20 protein-coding genes are annotated in these 19,882 nt (G+C 67.7%); 6 read left to right on the forward strand and 14 right to left on the reverse strand.

Annotated elements, in window-relative coordinates:
- Window positions 1-86 precede the first annotated feature (86 nt).
- The 5 genes from ppnN to grxD form a co-directional block, all read right to left on the reverse strand.
- Window positions 87-1,481 carry a nucleotide 5'-monophosphate nucleosidase PpnN gene (gene ppnN / locus L3V18_RS11220; RefSeq protein ID WP_237054902.1) on the reverse strand — a complete coding sequence of 465 codons (1,395 nt, stop codon included), beginning with the start codon at window positions 1,479-1,481 and terminating at the stop codon, window positions 87-89.
- 313 nt (window positions 1,482-1,794) lie between these two features.
- Window positions 1,795-5,022 carry a TonB-dependent receptor gene (locus L3V18_RS11225; protein ID WP_237054904.1) on the reverse strand — a complete coding sequence of 1,076 codons (3,228 nt, stop codon included), beginning with the start codon at window positions 5,020-5,022 and terminating at the stop codon, window positions 1,795-1,797.
- A gap of 248 nt (window positions 5,023-5,270) precedes the next feature.
- Window positions 5,271-5,867 (reverse strand): YhgN family NAAT transporter, encoded by a 597-nt coding sequence (locus tag L3V18_RS11230; RefSeq protein ID WP_237054906.1) that lies wholly within the window; start codon window positions 5,865-5,867, stop codon window positions 5,271-5,273.
- Window positions 5,868-6,009: 142 nt separating this feature from the next.
- Window positions 6,010-6,765, reverse strand: coding sequence for an SDR family NAD(P)-dependent oxidoreductase (locus L3V18_RS11235; RefSeq protein ID WP_237054908.1), 756 nt, complete (start codon window positions 6,763-6,765; stop codon window positions 6,010-6,012).
- 26 nt (window positions 6,766-6,791) lie between these two features.
- The gene (gene grxD / locus L3V18_RS11240; RefSeq protein ID WP_237054910.1) at window positions 6,792-7,145 is read right to left on the reverse strand and encodes a Grx4 family monothiol glutaredoxin; all 354 of its coding nucleotides are present in this window, start codon (window positions 7,143-7,145) and stop codon (window positions 6,792-6,794) included.
- A 191-nt stretch (window positions 7,146-7,336) separates the two neighbouring features.
- Between grxD and sodB the strand changes: the two genes are divergently transcribed.
- Window positions 7,337-7,915, forward strand: a complete 579-nt coding sequence (gene sodB / locus L3V18_RS11245) for a superoxide dismutase [Fe] (protein WP_237054912.1) — start codon at window positions 7,337-7,339, stop codon at window positions 7,913-7,915.
- A 72-nt stretch (window positions 7,916-7,987) separates the two neighbouring features.
- On the opposite strand, the gene L3V18_RS11250 is transcribed toward sodB, so the two are convergent.
- Genes L3V18_RS11250 through purE form a run of 3 tightly spaced genes read right to left on the reverse strand, consistent with a single transcriptional unit; the run spans window position 7,988 to window position 10,240 of the window.
- A complete protein-coding gene (locus tag L3V18_RS11250; protein ID WP_237054914.1) occupies window positions 7,988-8,530 on the reverse strand; it encodes a hypothetical protein in 543 nt (180 codons plus the stop codon).
- A gap of 22 nt (window positions 8,531-8,552) precedes the next feature.
- The gene (locus L3V18_RS11255) at window positions 8,553-9,695 is read right to left on the reverse strand and encodes a 5-(carboxyamino)imidazole ribonucleotide synthase (RefSeq protein WP_237055299.1); all 1,143 of its coding nucleotides are present in this window, start codon (window positions 9,693-9,695) and stop codon (window positions 8,553-8,555) included.
- Window positions 9,696-9,730: 35 nt separating this feature from the next.
- A complete protein-coding gene (gene purE, locus L3V18_RS11260; protein WP_237054916.1) occupies window positions 9,731-10,240 on the reverse strand; it encodes a 5-(carboxyamino)imidazole ribonucleotide mutase in 510 nt (169 codons plus the stop codon).
- Window positions 10,241-10,427: 187 nt separating this feature from the next.
- Here purE and L3V18_RS11265 point away from each other — a divergent pair, with 187 nt between their 5' ends.
- The 3 genes from L3V18_RS11265 (at window position 10,428) to L3V18_RS11275 (ending at window position 11,996) form a co-directional block, all read left to right on the forward strand.
- Window positions 10,428-10,697 carry a Trm112 family protein gene (locus L3V18_RS11265; protein ID WP_237054918.1) on the forward strand — a complete coding sequence of 90 codons (270 nt, stop codon included), beginning with the start codon at window positions 10,428-10,430 and terminating at the stop codon, window positions 10,695-10,697.
- Window positions 10,694-11,581 (forward strand): carboxylating nicotinate-nucleotide diphosphorylase, encoded by an 888-nt coding sequence (gene nadC, locus L3V18_RS11270; RefSeq protein WP_237054920.1) that lies wholly within the window; start codon window positions 10,694-10,696, stop codon window positions 11,579-11,581. Before L3V18_RS11265 ends, nadC begins: the two co-directional genes overlap by 4 nt.
- A gap of 91 nt (window positions 11,582-11,672) precedes the next feature.
- On the forward strand, window positions 11,673-11,996 hold the full coding sequence (locus tag L3V18_RS11275) for a DUF3301 domain-containing protein (RefSeq protein ID WP_237054922.1): 324 nt from the start codon (window positions 11,673-11,675) through the stop codon (window positions 11,994-11,996).
- 179 nt (window positions 11,997-12,175) lie between these two features.
- Here the strand turns inward: L3V18_RS11275 and L3V18_RS11280 are convergent, their stop codons facing one another.
- The 6 genes from L3V18_RS11280 to L3V18_RS11305 form a co-directional block, all read right to left on the reverse strand.
- On the reverse strand, window positions 12,176-12,712 hold the full coding sequence (locus tag L3V18_RS11280; RefSeq protein ID WP_237054924.1) for a ClpXP protease specificity-enhancing factor: 537 nt from the start codon (window positions 12,710-12,712) through the stop codon (window positions 12,176-12,178).
- 163 nt (window positions 12,713-12,875) lie between these two features.
- On the reverse strand, window positions 12,876-13,511 hold the full coding sequence (locus tag L3V18_RS11285; protein ID WP_237055300.1) for a glutathione S-transferase N-terminal domain-containing protein: 636 nt from the start codon (window positions 13,509-13,511) through the stop codon (window positions 12,876-12,878).
- Between the two features lie 194 nt (window positions 13,512-13,705).
- Complete coding sequence (locus L3V18_RS11290) at window positions 13,706-14,446, reverse strand: cytochrome c1 (RefSeq protein WP_237055302.1); 741 nt, start codon at window positions 14,444-14,446, stop codon at window positions 13,706-13,708.
- Between the two features lie 76 nt (window positions 14,447-14,522).
- On the reverse strand, window positions 14,523-15,782 hold the full coding sequence (locus L3V18_RS11295; protein ID WP_237054926.1) for a cytochrome b: 1,260 nt from the start codon (window positions 15,780-15,782) through the stop codon (window positions 14,523-14,525).
- 3 nt (window positions 15,783-15,785) lie between these two features.
- On the reverse strand, window positions 15,786-16,433 hold the full coding sequence (gene petA, locus L3V18_RS11300; RefSeq protein ID WP_237054927.1) for a ubiquinol-cytochrome c reductase iron-sulfur subunit: 648 nt from the start codon (window positions 16,431-16,433) through the stop codon (window positions 15,786-15,788).
- A gap of 200 nt (window positions 16,434-16,633) precedes the next feature.
- On the reverse strand, window positions 16,634-17,554 hold the full coding sequence (locus L3V18_RS11305; RefSeq protein WP_237054929.1) for a lytic transglycosylase domain-containing protein: 921 nt from the start codon (window positions 17,552-17,554) through the stop codon (window positions 16,634-16,636).
- A gap of 143 nt (window positions 17,555-17,697) precedes the next feature.
- Between L3V18_RS11305 and miaB the strand changes: the two genes are divergently transcribed.
- Both miaB and L3V18_RS11315 read left to right on the forward strand, forming a co-directional pair.
- Window positions 17,698-19,161 (forward strand): tRNA (N6-isopentenyl adenosine(37)-C2)-methylthiotransferase MiaB, encoded by a 1,464-nt coding sequence (gene miaB, locus L3V18_RS11310; protein WP_237054931.1) that lies wholly within the window; start codon window positions 17,698-17,700, stop codon window positions 19,159-19,161.
- Window positions 19,162-19,180: 19 nt separating this feature from the next.
- The gene (locus L3V18_RS11315; RefSeq protein WP_237054933.1) at window positions 19,181-19,843 is read left to right on the forward strand and encodes a phosphatase PAP2 family protein; all 663 of its coding nucleotides are present in this window, start codon (window positions 19,181-19,183) and stop codon (window positions 19,841-19,843) included.
- Window positions 19,844-19,882 lie beyond the last annotated feature (39 nt).

The raw sequence follows: 19,882 nt of genomic DNA on the forward strand, positions 1-19,882 counted from the left end.
CGTTTGGGGGTGGGGGGGGGGGGCCCTTGTCCCGGGGGGGGGGGGGGGCCTTTCCCCCCCCCCCCCCCGGTGCCGGACGCCTGCGCTCAGGCAATCACCCTGTAACAGGGCTGGTAGTCGCCCTGGATCTTCATCCGCCGCTGCTCGACGAAGGCCCGCAGCAGCGCGTCCAGCGACTGCATCATCTCGGGATCGCCATGGATCTCGAACGGCCCGCGCTCGTCGATGTGGCGCATGCCCTCCTCCTTGACGTTGCCGGCGACGATGCCGGAGAACGCGCGACGCAGATCGGCGGCGAGCTCGTGCGGCTTGCGCCCCTTGTGCAGGTCGAGCGCGGCCATCGCCTCGTGGGTCGGCCGGAACGGTTGCTGGAACTCCAGCGGGATGTCGACCGACCAGTTGAAGAAGAACGAATCCTTCTGCGCGATCCGGTGTTCGCGCACCTTGCGGATGCCGGCGGTCATCTTCTTCGCGACCTCGGCCGGATCGGCGATGATGATCTCGTAGCGCGAGGTCGCGATCTCGCCGAGGGTCAGCCGCAGGAAACGATCGATCTGTTCGAAATACGGCGCCGATGCGGTCGGGCCGGTGAAGATCAGCGGGAACGGCAGACCTGCATTCTCCTCGCGCAGCAGGATGCCGAGCAGGTAGAGAATCTCCTCGGCGGTACCGACGCCGCCCGGAAACACGATGATGCCGTGGCCGATGCGGACGAACGCCTCCAGGCGCTTCTCGATGTCCGGCATGATCACCAGGTGATTGACGATCGGGTTCGGCGACTCGGCGGCGATGATGCCCGGCTCGGTCACGCCGATGTAGCGCGGATAGCGACGGCGCTGCTTGGCGTGGGCGATGTTGGCCCCCTTCATCGGCCCCTTCATCGCACCCGGTCCGCAACCGGTGCAGATGTCGAGTCCGCGCAGGCCCAGCTCGTAACCGACCTGCTTGGTATAGATGTACTCCTCGCGCGATATCGAGTGACCGCCCCAGCACACGACCAGGTTGGGGTCGGCCGGCTCGAGGATGCGCGCGTTGCGCAGCAGTCCGAACACCGCGTCGGTGATGCCGTCGCTGCTCTCCAGATCGCGGCCGCCGTCCTCACCGAGCTCGATCGCGCGGAACGCCAGGTCGCGCACCACCGCGAACAGCAGCTCGGCGACGCCGCGGATGATCTCGCCATCGACGAACGCCATCCCCGGCGCGTTGCTCAGGTCGATCCGCATGCCGCGGTCCTGCTGGTGGACCTGGATGTCGAAGTCGGGGTACTGCGCCTGCGCCGCACGCGGATCGTCGGACATGCTGCCGGTGGTCAGGACCGCCAGCGCACAGCGCCGCAGCAGGTCGTGCATGCCGGTCGAGGCGTCGCGCAGGCGCGCGACCTCGTCCCGCGACAGCACGTCGAGGCCTCCACTGGGATAGATGCGGGCGTTGACCGTTGGCAGTGGCGCGTGAAAGCCGGGGGTGTGGGGGGCGGTACTCATTCTCTTTTCTCTTCCTTTCTCTCGTTTCCCGTTCGTAGCCGACCGACTCTAGCAGGTTGTCCGGGGACACGCGCCGCACCTGTCGCGGGTGCTTTCCCACACGACCGGCCTGCGAGCCGGACCGACCGTTCACGCCCGGCGCCGGCGACGCGGTCCCATCCCGGGTCGGCATGTGATCGGACCACTCCGGCCGCGCATGCGACCTCCGCCACAGCAACCTCCCGATCCCAACGGTCGCCCATAAAAAACGGCCGGGGTCGCCCCCGGCCGTTCTCGAGCCCGCCACCGGCATTCGCCAGCGGCCGTTCCGCAATCAGAACTTGTAGCGGAAGCCCACCTGCAGCGACCAGCGCGAGATGCCACGGTCGTCGTAGATGCGCAGGCTGTCCGGATTGTTGAACCGGTACACGTACTTGCCGGTGGCCGGATCGATGCCGCCATACTCGACCACGCCGCGACCGAACGGGAAACCGACTTCCTCGATCTGTCCCCAATCCTTGTTCAGCAGGTTGCCGACGTTGAGGATGTCCAGCCAGATTTCCGACTTGTGGCCTTCCCAGAAGCCCGGGAGTTCCTGCGAGATGCGGATGTCGAACTGGTTGACCCACGGCGAGGTCGCGCCGTTGCGCTCGGCGACCTGACCACGGTGCGAGTTCAGATACTCGTTGCCGTAGACGAAGTTCCAGAACGCGGCCTCTTCCTCCGGCGAGCCGAACAGCACGTCGCCCGGGCCCTTCGGGATGTACAGCAGATCGTTGCCGAAGCGGTTGTCGCCGTTGGCGTCATTGTCGAACACATAACTGTACGGACGGCCGCTGCGCCCTTCGTAGAACATCGACACCATCGTGTTGTAGTCGCCGAAGAACGCGTGCTTCCAGCTCACCGCAGCGGTGATGCGATCGCGGATCTCGTAGCTGGAGCGGCTGGAGACTTCTTCATTCGGATCGAACACCAAGTTGTTGCCCCACTGCGAGCCCGAGGTCGAGCTGGTCAGCGGGCTGACCTCCTCGGCGTTCGTGTAGGTGTAGGCCAGCTGCCACATCCAGTCGCTGTCGTTGAACGGCTTGTTCAAGGACAGGGTCAGCTGCTGCGACTGCCCCTTGCTGGTCGGACGGGCGATGATCGCGTCGCCGAAATCGCGGTTGCGGTTTGCACGCTCGCTCGCGCCATTGCTGTCGTTGCCGAACTGGTTGAAGTTCGCCGGATCGCGGCCGGCATCATTCCAGAAGATCGGCCGGCCGTCTTGGCCATAAGCGGTCGGAGCCCCGAGGTTCAGATGCTGGTAGTAGATCGCCTCCTTGACCTGGGTCAGCACCAGTTCGGCGGCGCCGACGATGCCCCACCACGGCAGCTCGGAGTCGAGCGCCAGGTTGGCCTTCCACACCGCCGGCTGGCCCAGCTCCGGATCGACGAAGTCGATCGACTGGGTGCCGCCGGTCGAGCCCGCCGGAATGAGAGCGAGCTGGCCATTCGGATCGGCGACGAAACAACGCCCGTCCGGCGTATTGCACGGCGTCTGCAGACCATTGAACAGCGTGTAGTCGGTGTAACCGAAACCGGTATTGGTGAACGGGTTGGACAGCCAAACGTTGGCCGCCGCGCCTTGGAACAGGCCGAAGCCGCCGCGCAGCTGGGCCGGACGCTCGCTGTCGAAGGTGTAGTTGAAGCCGAAGCGCGGCTGCCACAGACCATTGCCGTCGATGGTGTCGCTGTTGTTGTAACCGAACGCCTGCTCGGCGGCAGCATTATGGAATGGTTTGTCGTCGACGATCGGCTCGTCGTAGCGCAGACCGAAGGTCAGGGTCAGGTTGTAGTTGACCGCCCAGGTGTCCTGCACGAACAGGCCGAGGTTCTCCAGGCCCCACACCGCGGCGGTGTTGTCGATGATACCGTCGCGCGGATGGTAGTACTGGAAGAAGCTCGGTCGGCCGGCCTCGAAGTCGTCGATGCTGTCGAATTCGTAGACGCCGTTGCTGCGACGGCCGAACAGGTTGTAGATGTCGTTCTTCTCGTAGTCCGCACCGAACTTGATGGTGTGGTTGCCGATGAACAGGTTGCCGGCGAAGAACGCGTTCCAGGTCTCGGTCTCGAGGACGTTGGCGTGGGTGTTCTCCTCGGTGCCGAGGTTAAGCGTGTTGTCGTCCGTGCCGTCCGGGTTGAGGATAGCGATGGCGATGGCGGGCAACGCGCTCGGCGGGGTGCGCACGGCCGAGTAGTCGCGGTAGGAGACCTTAGCCTCGGTCGAGAACACGTCGTTCCAGTCGCTGAACAACTGCGCGGTGTAGCTGTCGAGCTCGAAGTCGCGCTGGTAGGAATAGGTGTTCAGCGCGATCTGGCTGCTGCCGAAACCCGGGAAGTTGGCGATGCTCTGGTCGGTGGTGCCGTAGCGGAAGCTCGCGCGATGGTTGTCGTTGATGTTCCAGTCGATCTTCAGGCCGTACTCCTCGGCCGTGGTATCGGCACCGCCGACGCCGTACTGGCCGGCATCGAAACCGTAGCCCTGGGCGATCTGACGAACGCGATCGATGTCCGCCTGGGTGATGTCGACGATGTTCGACGCACCCGAGCCGATCGGACCGAAGGTCGGGCCCGGAGCGCCGGTTTCCTGCTTCTCGTAGTTGAAGAAGAAGAACAGCTTGTCCTTGACGATCGGACCACCGATGGTCGCGCCGTAGACGAAGTCGTCCTCGAAGCCCGAGAAGTCGCTGCCGTCCTCGTTGTCGCGGACCATGCTGTTGTCACGGTAGGTGCCGTACACCGAGCCGTGGAATTCGTTGGTGCCGGACTTGGTGACCGCGTTGATCACGCCGCCGACGCCGCCGTTGATGGTCACGTCGTAGTTGGCGACGTCGACCGCGATTTCCTCGATGGTGTCCATCGAGAACGGCTGCTTCGGGGTCGGCAGGCCGTTGGACTCCAGGCCGAACGCATCGTTGGTGCTGATGCCGTCGACGCGGATCGCGTTGTAGCGCGGGTTCTGGCCGCCAACCGAGATCTCGTTGCGCGACTTGTCGGTCTGGGCGACGCGCGGGTCGAGGCGGGCGTAGTCCTGCAGATTGCGCTGGATCGACGGGAAGGCATCGATCTGCTCGCGGGTCACGTTCGAACCGGCGCCCATCTTGGTCGCACTGAACACGTCCGAACCGTAGACGCCGGCGATGGCCTCGACCGACTCCAGCGTGGTCACGTCGCCGCCGGCCAGGGTCACGTCGACCTGGTTGACCTTGTCCAGGTTCAGGTAGACGCCATCCTGGCCGCCCGTGCCCTCACCCGCCGCATTGATCGTGATCGTGTACGGACCGCCGACGCGCAGGCCGCGGGCGTTGTAGCGACCATCGGCGCCGGTGACGGCGCGACTGACGGTGCCCGACTCGGTATGGGTGATGGTGACTTCGGCGCCGGCGACCGGCTGGCCGTCGGTACCGACGACGCGACCGCCGACACCGGCGGAGGTGGCCTGGGCGAACACAGGCGCAGTGGCGAGAGCGGCGAGCAGACCGATGGTCAGCCTGGAGAGCCGGACACGGTTGTTGTGAGTCATTGGACGTGAGCCTCAATTACACGGGGTTGGGCGCAGACGGCCGCTTCCCCGGCCAAAACCGGAAGCCGCCTGCAGCGAATTGATTTCCTTGGCACCCAGAAATCCCGGCTGACGCGATGCGCCCCCTCCGGGTTAACGGCACTTTAACACGCTAAGGCGGGAATGTGACAGGGGCGTGACGAGGATCCAACTTCCACGAAAATCGCCCGCAAAACGCCGATTCAGGCAATTCCGGGGCGCATCTGCTGTCACGGCGCTGAAATCTGCAGGTAGGTTCCCAGCCCGTCCAGAAACATCTGCACGGAGATCGCCACCAGCAGCATGCCCATCAGCCGCTCGATCGCGGTCAGCGCGCGCCGGCCCAGCAGCTTGTACAGCAGGGTGGCCGAGAACAGGATCGCCGCGGTCGCGCCCCAGGCGATCATCAGTGCCAGGCTCCAGTCGGCCAACCGGGCAGGCTCATTGCTGCCCATCAGCATCACCGCGGCCATGCCGGACGGTCCGGCGACCAGCGGGATCGCCATCGGCACGATGAACGGCTCGCCGTCGGGCAGCTCGCCCATCAGGCCTTCCGGCGGCGGAAAGATCATCCGGATGCCGATCAGGAACAGCACGATGCCGCCGGCGATCGCGACCGATTCCTGGCGCAGGTGCATCAGCTCCAGCGCGTACTTGCCGCCCCACAGGAACATCATCAGCACCGCCAGCGCGATGAGCAGCTCGCGCGCGAGCACGATCCGCTGGCGGCGCGGCGGCAGGTTGCGCAGCAGGCTCAGGAAGACGGGGATGTTGCCCAGCGGATCCAGGATCAGGAACAGCAGCAGGGCGGCGGACGCGATGGTCATGGTCGGTCTTCGTTGTTTTCGGGCGCTTCATGCCACGCCAGGGACGCCGCAGCCGGACGAGCGCGGAAGTCCGGCACCCGATGCGCCGCTGGATACCGGATCCCACCGTTCTCATGGGCGACGGGGCCGACAGCGTGGCGGATCAGCCCCCCCGGCCCGGTTCGGGCATCCACACCCGTCCCCGGTAGGCCTCGCCGGCGGACGATAGCAGGGTCACGCATGCCGGCGCGTAGAGAGCCGGATCGCAGGTGCGGCTGTCGGTCTCGTCGGCATACGCGCGCGACCGCAGCGGCGTGCGCATCGGTCCCGGCTGCAGTCCGCTGATCCGGACGGGTCCGCTGCCCTGCTCCTGCTGCAGCATGCCGACCAGCGCGGCGAGTCCGTGCTGGGCCAGCCCATAGCCACCCCAGTAGGCCTGGCCGACGCGCACGGGATCATCAATCGCGAACACCACCGCCGGATCCGCCGACTTCGCCAGCAGCGGCAGACAGGCCTGGGTCAGCCACCAGCGCGCGGTCAGATTGACGTGGATCGCACGCGCGAACGTCGCCGGGTCGGTCTGTGCAAGCGGGGTCAGGCCGCGGAATTCGGCAGCGCAGTGCAGCAGGCCGTCGAGCCGGCCCAGCTCGGCCTCGATGCGGGCCGCCAGCTCGGCGTAGTCGTCGGGCGACGCGCCTTCCAGATCGAGCGGGTACAGCAGCGGCTCCGGCCCGGTCCTGGCGAGCGCATCGTAAACGCGGTTGAGCTTGGGCAGCTTGCGGCCCAGCAGGACCACCGTCGCGCCGGCGGCCGCGCAGGCCTGCGCAGCCGCCGCACCCAGTCCACCGTGGGCGCCTGCGATCAGTACCACGCGCCCATCGAGGGCCCGCGCTGCCGCGGCCTGCCCGCCAGCCGTCATGGACGGCTGCGTCGGAACCGTTCCGCTCACGGGCGGCGGCTTTCCGCGCCCGTAGCAGTCCCGGCCGCCTGGGTCTCGCCGATCATCCGGGCCAGCTCGCCCGATTCGAACAGCTCGAGCGTGATGTCGCAGCCGCCGATCAGCTCGCCGTTGATGAAGAGCTGCGGAAAGGTCGGCCAATTGGAGAAGCGCGGCAGGTTGGCGCGCACCTCCGGATCCTCGAGCACGTTGATGGTGCGCAGGTCGGTCGCCCCGGCCTCCTTCAGGGCCTGCACCGCGCGGCTGGAAAAGCCGCACATCGGGAACTGCGGGGTTCCCTTCATGAACAACACGATCGGATGGCCTTCGACTTCGGCCTGGATCCGTTCGAACACGGACATGTGACGCTCCTGGGACAAATTTTCCCGGAACCGGTATGGGCACGGTCCACGGGCGTGGGGATACAATCGCTCATTGTAATCCTTCGCAGAGTCCCCGATGCAGCCGCACGGCTGCCACCGACGGCCTCCCTTCAGCCATGACGCCGGGCCAGGCGCCCGGGGTCGAGTCACCCAGCCAAAAGGAGTCCCCCATGGCGATCGAACTGCCCGCCCTTCCTTACGACCGCGCCGCACTGGAACCGCACATCTCCGGCGAGACGCTCGACTACCACTACGGCAAGCACCACAAGACCTACGTCGACAACCTCAACAAGATGATCGAAGGCACCGAGTTCGCCGAGTTGCCGCTCGAGGAGATCATCCGCAAGTCGCAGGGCGGCATGTTCAACAACGCGGCCCAGGTCTGGAACCACACCTTCTACTGGAACTGCCTGTCCCCGAACGGCGGTGGCGAGCCCACCGGCAAGCTGGCCGACGCGATCAACAAGGCGTTCGGCGACTTCGCGACCTTCAAGGAAGAATTCACCAAGACCGCGGTCACCACGTTCGGCTCGGGCTGGGGCTGGCTGGTGCAGCGCCCGGACGGCTCGCTGGCGCTGGTCAGCACCTCCAACGCGGCGACCCCGCTGACCGGCGACGACACCCCGCTGCTGACCTGCGACGTGTGGGAACACGCCTACTACATCGACTACCGCAACGCCCGCCCGAAGTACGTGGAGGCGTTCTGGAACCTGGTCAACTGGGACTTCGTCGCGTCGCAGATGAAGTAAGCGGCGATCTTCCTCCGCACGAATACACGAACGGCCGGGGCAACCCGGCCGTTTTCGTTGCGGCACACCTCTTCAGGCCCGTCGTACCGGGGCGGCCAGCCGGCGCCCGAGAGCTACGATCTCGCCGCCGGCGATGCGCCTGCGTTCCTCCTCCAACACGACCTCGACCCAGGCCGCCGCATCTTCGCGCACCGGCAGCGCGGGAATCAGGTAGCGGTAGAAGTACGGCACCGTCGTCTCACGCACAGGTCCGACGCGGTCCGCCATCGCCGCGCGCATCGCCTCCAGCGGATGCACCCGGTGGCGGGCGCGATCGGCCTGCCAGGGAACGGATCCCCGGCCTGCCGCAGAACGGCGACCATGCTGCCTTGCGGCGGCTGCAGCAGCGCCCGCGCCGCCGGCGAGCGCAGCACGCCGGCGAACCAGTCCAGCGTCGCCTCGTCCACCAGCTCGGGAGCGAAATCCTCGACCAGGACCGGCGCCCCGAGCGGCAGGCAGGCGCACGCGGCCGCCAGCACCGCAGCCGACCTCGAGCACGCATGCGCCGGCAGGCAGCTCCGCCGCGAGAAAATCGGCGGTTTCGCGGCTGGCGACGTCGATCGGCACGGCACTCATCGCCGGCTCCCCGGAACCCGGCTCAGCCGCGCAGGCGTCCGACCACCGGCGCAACCTGGGCTTCGCGGCCAAGTCCCCGTCCGGCCCGCTCCAGTGTCTCGGCCAGCGCGTCCGTGCTGTCCGCGCGCAATGTCGCATGGCCGACCTTGCGCCCGGCGCGCGGCGACTTGCCGTAGTCGTGCCAGTGCCCACCCGGCTCGTCGAGCACCGGCAGTGGATCCGGCATCGCCCCGATCCAGTTGAGCATGCAGGCGTGGCCGAGCATCCGGGTCTCGCCCAGCGGCAGGCCGAGCACCGCGCGCAGGTGGTTCTGGAACTGGCTGGTCTCGCTGCCCTCGAGGGTCCAGTGGCCGGAATTGTGCACACGCGGAGCGAGTTCGTTGGCCAGCAGCTCGCCGTCGCGGCAGAACAGCTCCAGTGCGAACACGCCGACGTAGCCCAGCGCCTCGGCCAGCTTGCGCGCGTGCGCGACGGCTTTCGCCTCCAGCTCCGCGTCGACCCGGGCCGGCGCCAGGCTGGCCGACAGCACGCCGTCCACGTGCCAGTTCTCGGTCAATGGCCAGGTCCGGAATTCGCCCTCGCGGCTGCGCACCGCGACCACCGACAGCTCGCGTTCGAAGGCGACGAAGCCCTCGACGATCAGCCCGACGGTGGCGGCCTGCGCGCCCAGCGCGTCCCAGGCGGCATCCAGATCCGCCGGCGACTTCACACGGAACTGACCCTTGCCGTCGTAGCCGAGCCGGCGGGTCTTCAGGATGCATGGCGTGCCGACCTCGGCGATCGCCGCTTCCAGTGCGTCGCGGCTGTCGATCGCGGCGAACGCGGGCACCGGAATGCCGAGCTCGCGGAACAGGGTCTTTTCGGCGAGCCGGTCCTGGGCCACCGCCAGTGCGCGCGGATTCGGGAACACAGGGACACGCCCGGCCAGCCATTCGGCGGACTCGGCGGGCACGTTCTCGAAATCGAAGGTGGCGACGTCGACCCGCGACGCGAACTCGGCCAGTGCTGCCTCGTCCCGGTAGTCGCCGACGACCATCGGCGCGAACTGACCCGCGCAGGCGTCGGCGGCGGTATCCATCACCAGGAAGCGCAGGCCCAGCGGCGCGCCCGCCAGTGCCATCATCCGCGCCAGTTGGCCGCCGCCGAGAATGCCGACGGTGGTCATCGGCCGCTCCCCGGCCTTCGCGCTGCCGGCCCCGCTCATCGGCGCGGATCGTCGTTGACAGCGACGTCTTCGGTCTGCTTCCTGCGGAACGCGTCCAGCGCCGAACCGATCTCCGGCTGCTCGACCGCCAGCATTGCCGCCGCGAACAGCGCGGCATTGGCGGCGCCGGCATTGCCGATCGCGAAGGTCGCGACCGGGATTCCGGCCGGCATCTGCACGATCGACAGCAGCGAATCCATGCCGTTCAGCGCCTTGCTCTGCACCGGCACGCCCAGCACCGGCACCAGCGTCTTGGCCGCCAGCATGCCCGGCAGGTGCGCGGCGCCGCCGGCGCCGGCGATGATCGCGCGCAGGCCGCGCTGCCTTGCACTGGCGGCGTACTCGAACAGCACGTCCGGCGTGCGATGGGCGGAGACCACGCGGACCTCGTGCGGCACGCCCAGCAGCTCGAGCCGCGCGGCGGCATGCTGCATGGTCTCCCAGTCGGATCGCGACCCCATCACGATGCCCACCAGCGGGGCGGGATCGGCCTTGCTGTCTGTCATGGCTTGGCCCAACGTCGGAACATTGTTCGAAGCCGGGTATTCTAGGGCTTCCCGCCCGCTACCCGGTAGGAACCCGTCACCCGATCCGGCAAAACTCCACATCCGGCGCAGTATCTCCCGCGAGCCGGATGCCCCGCCCCGGCCGGGCATCCGGCTTCGCCAGCTCCAACGAACGACCAGGAACCCCATGGACCGCAAGCTGCTCGACCTGCTCGTCTGCCCCACCACACGCCAGCCGCTGTCGCTGCTGGACGCCGCCGGCCTGGCGGCGCTGAACGCCGCGATCGCGGCCGGCGGCATCGTCCGCGACGGCGGCGGCCCACAGTCCGAACCTTTGACCGAAGCACTGGTTACCCGCGACCGCAAGACCGTCTACCGCATCGACGACGGCATTCCGGTGCTGCTTGCGGAGGACGCGATCGCGACCGCCCAGGTCGAAGGCCTCGGCGCTCCATGAGCGCTCCTGCGGCGGCAGCCGCGGTTTCTGCGCCTCCGGCCGAGCGGATCGCGGCCGACGTCGCCGCCGCGCTGGCCGAGGACATCGGCAGCGGCGACGTCACCGCCGCGCTGCTGCCCGACGCTCCCGACTGCGCCTACCTGCTGTGCAAGGAGGACGCCGTGGTCTGCGGCCGGCCGTGGTTCGACGCCTGTCATCGCGCGCTCGATCCCGAGGTGCGGATCGACTGGCGCGTGGACGAGGGCGACCGCGTCGCCGCCGGCACGGTACTGGCGACGCTGCAGGGGCGGAATCGCGCGCTGGTCAGCGCCGAGCGCGCGTCGCTCAACTTCATGCAGACCCTGTCGGGCACCGCCACGATCACCGCCGCGCACGTCGACGCGGTACGCGGTACGGGGACCGGCATCCTCGACACCCGCAAGACCCTTCCCGGCCTGCGACAGGCGCAGAAGTACGCGGTACGCGTCGGTGGCGGCTTCAACCACCGGATGGGACTGTTCGATGCGGTGATGCTGAAGGAGAACCACGTGCGGGCGGCCGGCTCGCTGACCGCGGCGATCCGGGCCGCGCGCAGGATGCACCCGGAGCTGCCGCTGATCGTCGAGGTCGAGTCGCTGGAGCAACTGCGCGAAGCGCTGACCGAAGGCTGCGACCGCGTGCTGATCGACGACTTCAGCCCGGCGATGCGCCGCGAGGCGGTCGTGATCGCCCGCGGCGCTCCGTTCGATGGCCGCATTCCGCTGGAAGTGTCCGGCGGGGTCGATCTGGCGGGCCTGCGGACGATCGCCGAGGACGGCGTGGACTTCATCTCGATCGGCGGGCTGACCAAGCACGTCCGGGCGATCGATCTTTCGCTCAAGCTCGGTCCGCCGCCGCGGCGATGAAGCGACACAGGTCGTCTTGATCGATCGATGGCCGCCCCGACCACAACCGGCAACCGCCGCCTCACTTCCACCCACCGACAACGCGACCGCCATGCCCACCGCAATCGTGCTGATGATTCTCGGCGCCCTCGGCTATGCCTGGTGGAATGCCGCCCGTGCCGCCGCGGAGCAGGCGGAACGTCTTGGACGCGAAGCCTGCCGGGCCGCCGGTGTGCAATGGCTGGACCAGACCGTGCACGTGATCGGCATGCGCCTGTCCCGCCACGACGACGGCCGCATGGGGCTGGAACGGACGTTCCGCTTCGACTACTCGCTCAATGGCGACGACCGCCATAGCGGGAGGATGACCTTGCGCGGTGGCCGGCTGGTGACCTTTAGTGGACCGGTGATGCCGCCGCGCGAAAGCGGGAACTGACGCAAGGGCGGCATGAGCCGCGACCGGCTTTCGCCGGAGGTTCCATCGCGGCTTGCGCCGCTCCTGCGGGAAGCCTCTGTGGGACCGAACCCGAGGGATGCCGTCCGGATCCTGGCGGATGGTGGCAGCACCGCTGCACGGACCGGTCGAGAGCGGCGGTGAGGATGGCTCCGGAAGCCCTATTTGACGATGCGCAGGTGCCCGGTGCGGCGTGGCGCACTGGGCGGGGTGTCGTCATCGTCGTCGGACGACGGCGTACCCGGGACCGCGCTGAGCGACGGCGTCGTGGCCGGAGCCTGCCCGGAGTCCTCGGGTGCATCCGATCCGCCGCTCTCCTGGAACGTGTCGGACTCGTCGCCTGTCGGGGCGTCGCCACCGACCGCGGCGTCTTCGGGCAGCGCCATGCCCTGCCCCGTTTCGCGCGAGTAGATCGCCAGCACCGCTTCGACCGGCACCACCACCGCATGGCTGACGCCGCCGAAGCGGGCGCTGAAACGGATCAGCTCGTTGCCCATCTCCAGCCTCGACACCGCGCGCTCGGCAACGTTGAGGATGATCCGTCCCTCCTTGACCGCGTGCAGCGGCACCTGCACTCCGGCCCGGGTCGCATCCACCAGCAGGTGCGGCGTCATCCCGTTGTCGGCGATCCACTCGTACAGCGCACGCAGCAGGTAAGGGCGGTGGCTGGTCATGGGCGGGGAATCGCTTGCAGGCATGTCGTTGGCAACGTGATGCCGGCGGTCGTGCCGCCGGGGGAGAAGATGATGAGGCCGGCCGCGGCGCGGCCTGCCGGTCGGGTTCCGACAGGTTACACCCGATCCCCGGATGGCGACGGTGGCATTCCTTCCGACTGGAACCGTCGGCAAATGTCCGCGGCGGTCAAACCGGCAGTTCGTTCAGCTTGCGCTCGTCGTCGGTCAGGCTGCGGGCGAAGCCCGGGCTGCGGAAGATCCGGTTGCCGTAGTCCTCGATCGCCTTGCCGTCCTTCGGCAGCGGCACGCCCAGCGCCGGCAGGCGCCAGACGATCGGCGCCATCGCGCAGTCGGCCAGGCTCATCTCCGGGTTGAGGAAGAACTTGCTGGCCTTGAACAGCGGCACCGACGCGGTCAGCAGTTCCTTCAGGCGCTTGCGCCCGGCATCGGCCTGGGCCTTGTTGCCCAGCTGGATCGCCTGTACCTGCGGCACCCAGTCGTGCTCGAGCCGCAGCATCGCCAGGCGCAGACGCGCGCGCGACAGCGGATCGACCGGCATCAGCGGCGGGTGCGGGTAGCGCTCGTCGAGATATTCACTGACCACGCTGGCGGCATACAGCACCAGCTCGCGTTCGACCAGCGTCGGCACCGAGTGGTAGGGATTGAGATCGACCAGATCCTCGGGCGGATTCTGCGGATCGACCGGGATCAGGTCGTAGGTCACGCCCTTCGCGGACAGCACCAGCCTGACCCGATGGCACAGCACGCAATCGGTCGAGGAAAACAGAGTCAGGGCATTACGCATACGTGGGCTCGCCGCCATCATCGACCTCTCCAGGGACCGGCGGTGATGATCACGCCCCGGTCATGAAGACGCCGTCCACCCCTTGTGGACGGTCGCCAGGACCCCGAGCCTGCCCGTTCAGCGTGCGCCCGTAAAGTGCCGCCCCCGGGGCGGCTCCGGCACGCGAAGGCGTCCGGTCGCCGACCGGCACGCCCTGAAGCGCCACGCGAGCCTTACTTCACGTCGCGCCAGAATTCCTTCTTCAGCAGCCAGGCCAGGAAGGTGAACGCGGCCAGGAACAGGATCACCCAGACGCCGATGCTCTGGCGCTTGAGCGCGGCCGGTTCGCCGGCGTACTCGAGGAATGCGGTGATGTCGCGGACGGCCTGGCTGAAGTCTTCGGCATTGAGCTGGCCGGCCTGGGTGACCTTCAGTCCGGCGACCGGCCGCTCGCCGGTCGCCTCGTCGAGCTCGCCGAACTCGGCGTGCTGCAGACCCTGCAGCTCCCACAGCGGATTCGGCATCGAGGCGTTCGGGAACAGCTTGTTGTTCCAGCCCAGCGGGCGCGACTCGTCCAGGTAGAACGACTTCAGGTAGGTGTAGACCCAGTCGCTGCCGCGCGACCGGGCGATCAGGCTCAGGTCCGGCGGCATCTTGCCGAACCAGGCGTTGCCCTGTTCCGCGGTCATCGCGACATTGATCTGCTCGCCGAACTTGACCCCGGTGAAGTTGAGGTTGTCCATCACCTCTTCCTCGCTCAGGCCCAGATCCTCCGCCATGCGCGAGTAGCGCAGGTACTTCAGCGAGTGGCAGCCCGAGCAGTAGTTCATGTACAGCTTGGCGCCGCGCTGCAGCGACGCGCTGTCGCCGAGGTCGGTGCCCGCCTGCTGCAGGTCGCCGCCGGCGGCGGCAAGGGCGCTGGCCGAGACCAGCAGGCCGGCAGCGAGGATGGCGAGCTTCTTGAGGGTACGCATCATCTGGGAAGACTGGCTCTTGATTGAGAAGTCCGCACCGTGGCGTGCGGGCTCTTGCAGAGGGACCTGCATCACGTCAGTCATGCATCGTCACCCGTTCCGGCACCGGCTTGGTCCTGTCGAGCTTGGTCCACACCGGCATGGTGATGAAGAAGGCGAAGTAGAAGAAGGTCAGGCCGCGTCCGATGTAGGTTTCGACGATGTCGGTACCCGGACCGGCGCCGATCTTGCCCAGCCACAGGAACGACAGCGCGAACGCCAGCAGCATGATCCAGGAGAGGATGCCGCGGTAGCGGTAGGACTTGACCTTGGCCCGGTCCAGCCACGGCACCAGGAACAGGATCGCGATCGCGGCGAACATCACGATCACGCCGCCCAGCTTGTCCGGCACCACGCGCAGCATCGCGTAGTACGGGGTGTAGTACCAGACCGGCTTGATGTGCTCGGGCGTGACCAGACGGTTGGCCTCGACGAAGTTGTCGTGTTCGAGGAACCAGCCGCCGAACGCCGGCGCGAAGAAGATGATGAAGGCGGCGATGATCAGGAAGAAGCCGACGCCGAACAGGTCCTTGACCGTGTAGTACGGGTGGAACGGGATGCCGTCGGCCGGCTTGTTCGGATCCCAGCGGTTGCCCTTCGGGCCCTTCTTGATGTCGACACCGTCGGGGTTGTTGGAGCCGACCTCGTGCAGCGCGCCCAGGTGCAGCACGACCAGCAGCAGCAGCACCAGCGGCAACGCGATCACATGCAGGGCGAAGAAGCGGTTGAGGGTGGCGTCGCCGGGCAGGTAGTCGCCCATGATCCACTCGACCAGGCCGTTGCCGATCACCGGGATCGCGCCGAACAGCGAGATGATCACCTTGGCGCCCCAGAACGACATCTGGCCCCAGGGCAGCACGTAGCCCATGAAGGCTTCGGCCATCAGCACCAGGTAGATCAGCATGCCGAGGATCCAGACCAGCTCGCGCGGCTTCTGGTAGCTGCCGTACATCAGGCCGCGGAACATGTGCAGGTAGACCACGACGAAGAACAGCGACGCGCCGGTGGAGTGCATGTAGCGGATCAGCCAGCCCCACTCGACGTCGCGCATGATGTACTCGACCGACGAGAACGCTTCCGCCGCCGACGGCTTGAAGTGCATCGTCAGGAAGATGCCGGTGACGATCTGGTTGACCAGGACCAGCAGCGCCAGAGAACCGAAGTAGTACCAGATGTTGAAGTTCTTCGGCGCGTAGTACTCGCTCATGTGCTTGCGGTACACCGGCATCATGCCGGGCGCGCGCGCGTTGACCCAGTCCCAGACGTTGTTGGCGGTACGGGCGATGATGTTGGACATGGCTTACGCGGCCCCCGGGGTGTTGGACTGCGAGGGATCGACGCCGATGACGATGGTGTTGTCGTCGGCATAGTGGTGCGGCGGCACGACCAGGTTGGTCGGCGCCGGCACGCCCTCGAACACACGCCCGGCCATGTCGAAGCGCGACTTGTGGCAGGGGCAGAAGTAGCCGCCCTTCCACTCCGGATCGAACGGCTCGGGGCGGATCTCGGCCTTGATCTCCGGCGAGCAGCCCAGATGGGTGCACAGGCCGACCAGGACCGAGATCTCGGGCTTGATCGAACGCAGTTCCGGATCACCCTGCAGCACATAGGCCGGCTGCTGCTCGGGGTTCTCCGACAACGGATCGCGCAGATGGCTGTCCAGGGTCGGCAGCGCGTCGAGGATCGCCTTGGAGCGCTTGACGATCCAGATCGGCTGGCCGCGCCACTCGTAGATCAGCCGCTGGCCTTCCTGCAGGGCGCTGATGTCGGCGGTGACCGGTGCACCGGCCAGCTTGGCCCGCGCGCTCGGGTTCCAGGACTTGATGAACGGCACTGCCGCAATACCCGCGCCAACGGCGCCGACCACGGCTGTGGTCGCCGTCAGAAACCGGCGTCGACCGGCGTTGACGGGCTCGTGGATAGGATCGTTGACCCCTTGGTTGGCCATCCGGCACTCCGCAAACACTTGAATATCGAAGTCCACCGCGTGCCGGCCACTGGCGACGGCTCGCGGCTCAATAAAGACGGGAAAGTGTAACGGAAGCCTTAACGGCCAGACAATCCATGGCCCGGTTCCGTGCGCGCAATCGCGTCCTGTCGGGCTTCGGCGGGGGCCGCGGTGCAGCCCGGACCGGTCCGGAACGCCCCTCAGCGCTGGACGATGGCCTGCCGGTAGCGATCGGCGAGCACGCCCACACGCTGCACGTAGCGCTGGGTCTCGGCATAGGGCGGCACGCCCTTGTACCGGTCGACCGCGCCCTCGCCGGCGTTGTAGCCGGCCGCGGCCAGGGTGAGATCGCCGTTGAACCGCTTCAGCAGCCACGCCAGGTATTGCACGCCGCCGCTGATGTTCTGGGTCGCATCGAAGGCGTCGCTGACGCCGAAACGGCGCGCGGTCGCCGGCATCAGCTGCATCAGCCCCTGGGCGCCGGCACGCGAGATCGCCCGCGGGTTGTAGGCGGACTCGGCGTGGATCACCGCCCTCACGACCGCCTCCTCGACGCCGTAGCGCAGGGCTGCGGCGGCGATCTCGTCGCTGTAGGCGGCGGTGTTCAGCCGCACCGTGCCGAAGTTGACGCCGCGGTTGGCCCCGCAGGCGTAGCAGGTCTCGATGAAGCTGTAGTTGATGGTGCGTACCGGACCGGCGTTGGCCAGGTTGCGCGGCCGGCTGCTGGTGTAGTGGCGCACGCCGTCCTTGATGTAGGAATAGACCTGACCGGACACCACCCGCGATCCCGGGCTGCCCTGCCGGACCGGCTGGATCGGCGCGGCATTGGTCATCGCGACCCCGTCCGCGGCCGGCAGACTGGCGGACGCGGGCGAACCCTGGACACTGCCGGCGGGAGCGGCGCTGCCGACCGCGGCCGATGGCGCCGGCGGCGAGGCGGGCACTGACGATGCCTGTCCGCCGCGGTAGCTGGTCACCGCGGTGCAGGTGGAGCCCTTGATCCGTTTGCTGACGTAGCTGGGCACGCCGTCCGCGCCCTGGCAACGGTAAATGGTGCCGGCCGCCACGGGTGCGGCGGACAGCAGACAGACGATCCCCAGAAACGCCAGTCCCCCTTTCATGGCCGCGAGTGTCTCCCCAAACACGCTGGATTGCCACCTCTCATCGCTCGGAAACGCGACCTTTGGCCGGTTTCGGCCGCTACACTACCCGACCTCGCAGTGCTGACCGGCACGGAATAACCGCCGAACTCCCGGGATCCGACATGTCCGAACTCCATCCGCTGCCGACCGCCGGGTCGGCCCAGACCGCCCCTGCCCGCACTCGCGCGCCGGGGGAACCCGCTGCCCCGAAGCTGTTCATCCAGACCCACGGCTGCCAGATGAACGAGTACGATTCGGCCAAGATGGCCGACGTACTGGCCGCCTCGGACGGCTTCGAACTGACCACGAACGCCGAAGAAGCCGACGTGATCCTGGTCAATACCTGCTCGATCCGCGAAAAGGCGCAGGAGAAGGTGTTCAGCCAGCTCGGCCGCTGGAAGCCCCTCAAGAACGGCGACCGTCCGGTCCTGATCGGCGTCGGCGGCTGCGTCGCCAGCCAAGAGGGCGAGGCGATCATCAAGCGCGCCCCGTTCGTCGATCTGGTGTTCGGGCCGCAGACCCTGCACCGGCTGCCGGAGCTGATCCGTGCCCGCCGCGAACAGGATCGCCCGCAGGTCGACATCAGCTTCCCCGAGATCGAGAAGTTCGACCGCCTGCCCGAACCGCGTGCCGAAGGGCCGACCGCGTTCGTCTCGATCATGGAAGGCTGCTCGAAGTACTGTTCGTTCTGCGTGGTGCCCTATACCCGCGGTACCGAGATCAGCCGCCCGTTCGAGGATGTGCTGGTCGAGGTCGCCGAGCTGGCCGCGCAGGGCGTGCGCGAGATCAACCTGCTCGGCCAGAACGTCAATGCCTACCGGGGCCCGATCGCCCTGCTCGAAGACGATGAAGGGGATGACACACAGCAGCATGCCGACCTCGGCCTGCTGATCCGTGCCATCGCCGAGATCGACGGCATCGACCGGATCCGCTTCACCACCTCGCATCCGCTGGAGTTCAGCGACTCGCTGGTCGAGGCCTACCGCGACGTGCCGCAACTGGCGAACTACCTGCACCTGCCGGTGCAGTCCGGATCCGACCGGATACTGGCGGCGATGAAGCGCGGCTACACCGCGCTGGAGTTCAAGCAGAAGATCCGCAAGCTGCGCGCGGTGCGGCCGGACATCTCGATCAGCTCGGACTTCATCGTCGGCTTCCCGGGCGAGACCGATGCCGATTTCGAGAAGACGATGAAGCTGATCGAGGACGTCGGTTTCGACCAGTCGTTCTCCTTCATCTACTCGCGCCGCCCCGGCACTCCCGCCGCAGACCTGGAGGACAGCGTCTCCAGCGAAGAGAAGCACGCCCGGCTGTCGCGGCTGCAGGCGACGATCAACGCCAATGCGAAGCGCATCTCCGAAGCGATGGTCGGGAGCGTGCAGCGCGTGCTGGTCGAAGGCCCGTCGCGCAAGGATCCGAACGAACTGACCGGCAAGACCGAGAACATGCGCTCGGTGAATTTCCCCGTCCCTCCGCGTCTGGGCGGGCCGGCCCTGATCGGGCAATTCGTCGACGTGGTGATCACCGAGACGATGAGCAACTCGCTGCGCGGCCGCGTCCACAGCCGCGACGAAGCCGGCGCGTGACCGCGGGACTCGGGGCCTGATGGCCGTCGGGGCAACGGACGCCCGCCCGGTCGCGTTCCGCATCCGCCTGCTCGCGGTGCTGGCGGTGGTCTCCGTCAACACCGCGCTCTACCTGTGGATCAACGCACAGCCGACCCGGCCGCCGGCGCTGCTGCCACTCACCACGCTGGACACCGCGATCGGCTGGCACGCGTGGACGATCTGGCCGTACTGGCTGCTGCTGTGCATCAACCCGTTCCTCGCGCTCGGCCTGCGCGACCGCGCGCTGCTGTGGGCGACCTTCAAGGCCTATGCGGTGGCGATGGGGCTGAACGTGGCGATCTGGCTGGCGTGGCCGACCCGGATCGCCCGCGCCGCCCTGCCCGACGACCTGGATGGCGCGACCCGTGCTGCCTGGGACCTGTTGCATGCGCTGGACGAGCCCAACACCTGCTTCCCGTCCGGCCATATCACGATCCCGGTGGTGGTGATGGTCGCGTTCGCGCGCCAGTACCCGGCGTCGCGCCCGTGGGTCTGGCTACCGACGCTGCTGTTTCCGACCATCGTCACGACCGGTCAGCACTACGCGATCGACCTGCTCGCCGGCGCCGCCACCGCGCTCGCCGGCCTCGCCTGGGCCGGGCTGCTCTGGCGACGCACGGGATCGGCGCCGATGCGCACGGCGCTGGAACCCGTCGACTGAAGCGGCCGCGGACGTGCCCGGCTCCGGCCCGGGAGAACG

Origin of the sequence: Marilutibacter chinensis (assembly GCF_021725675.1) — a bacterium.
Lineage (GTDB): Bacteria > Pseudomonadota > Gammaproteobacteria > Xanthomonadales > Xanthomonadaceae > Marilutibacter > Marilutibacter chinensis.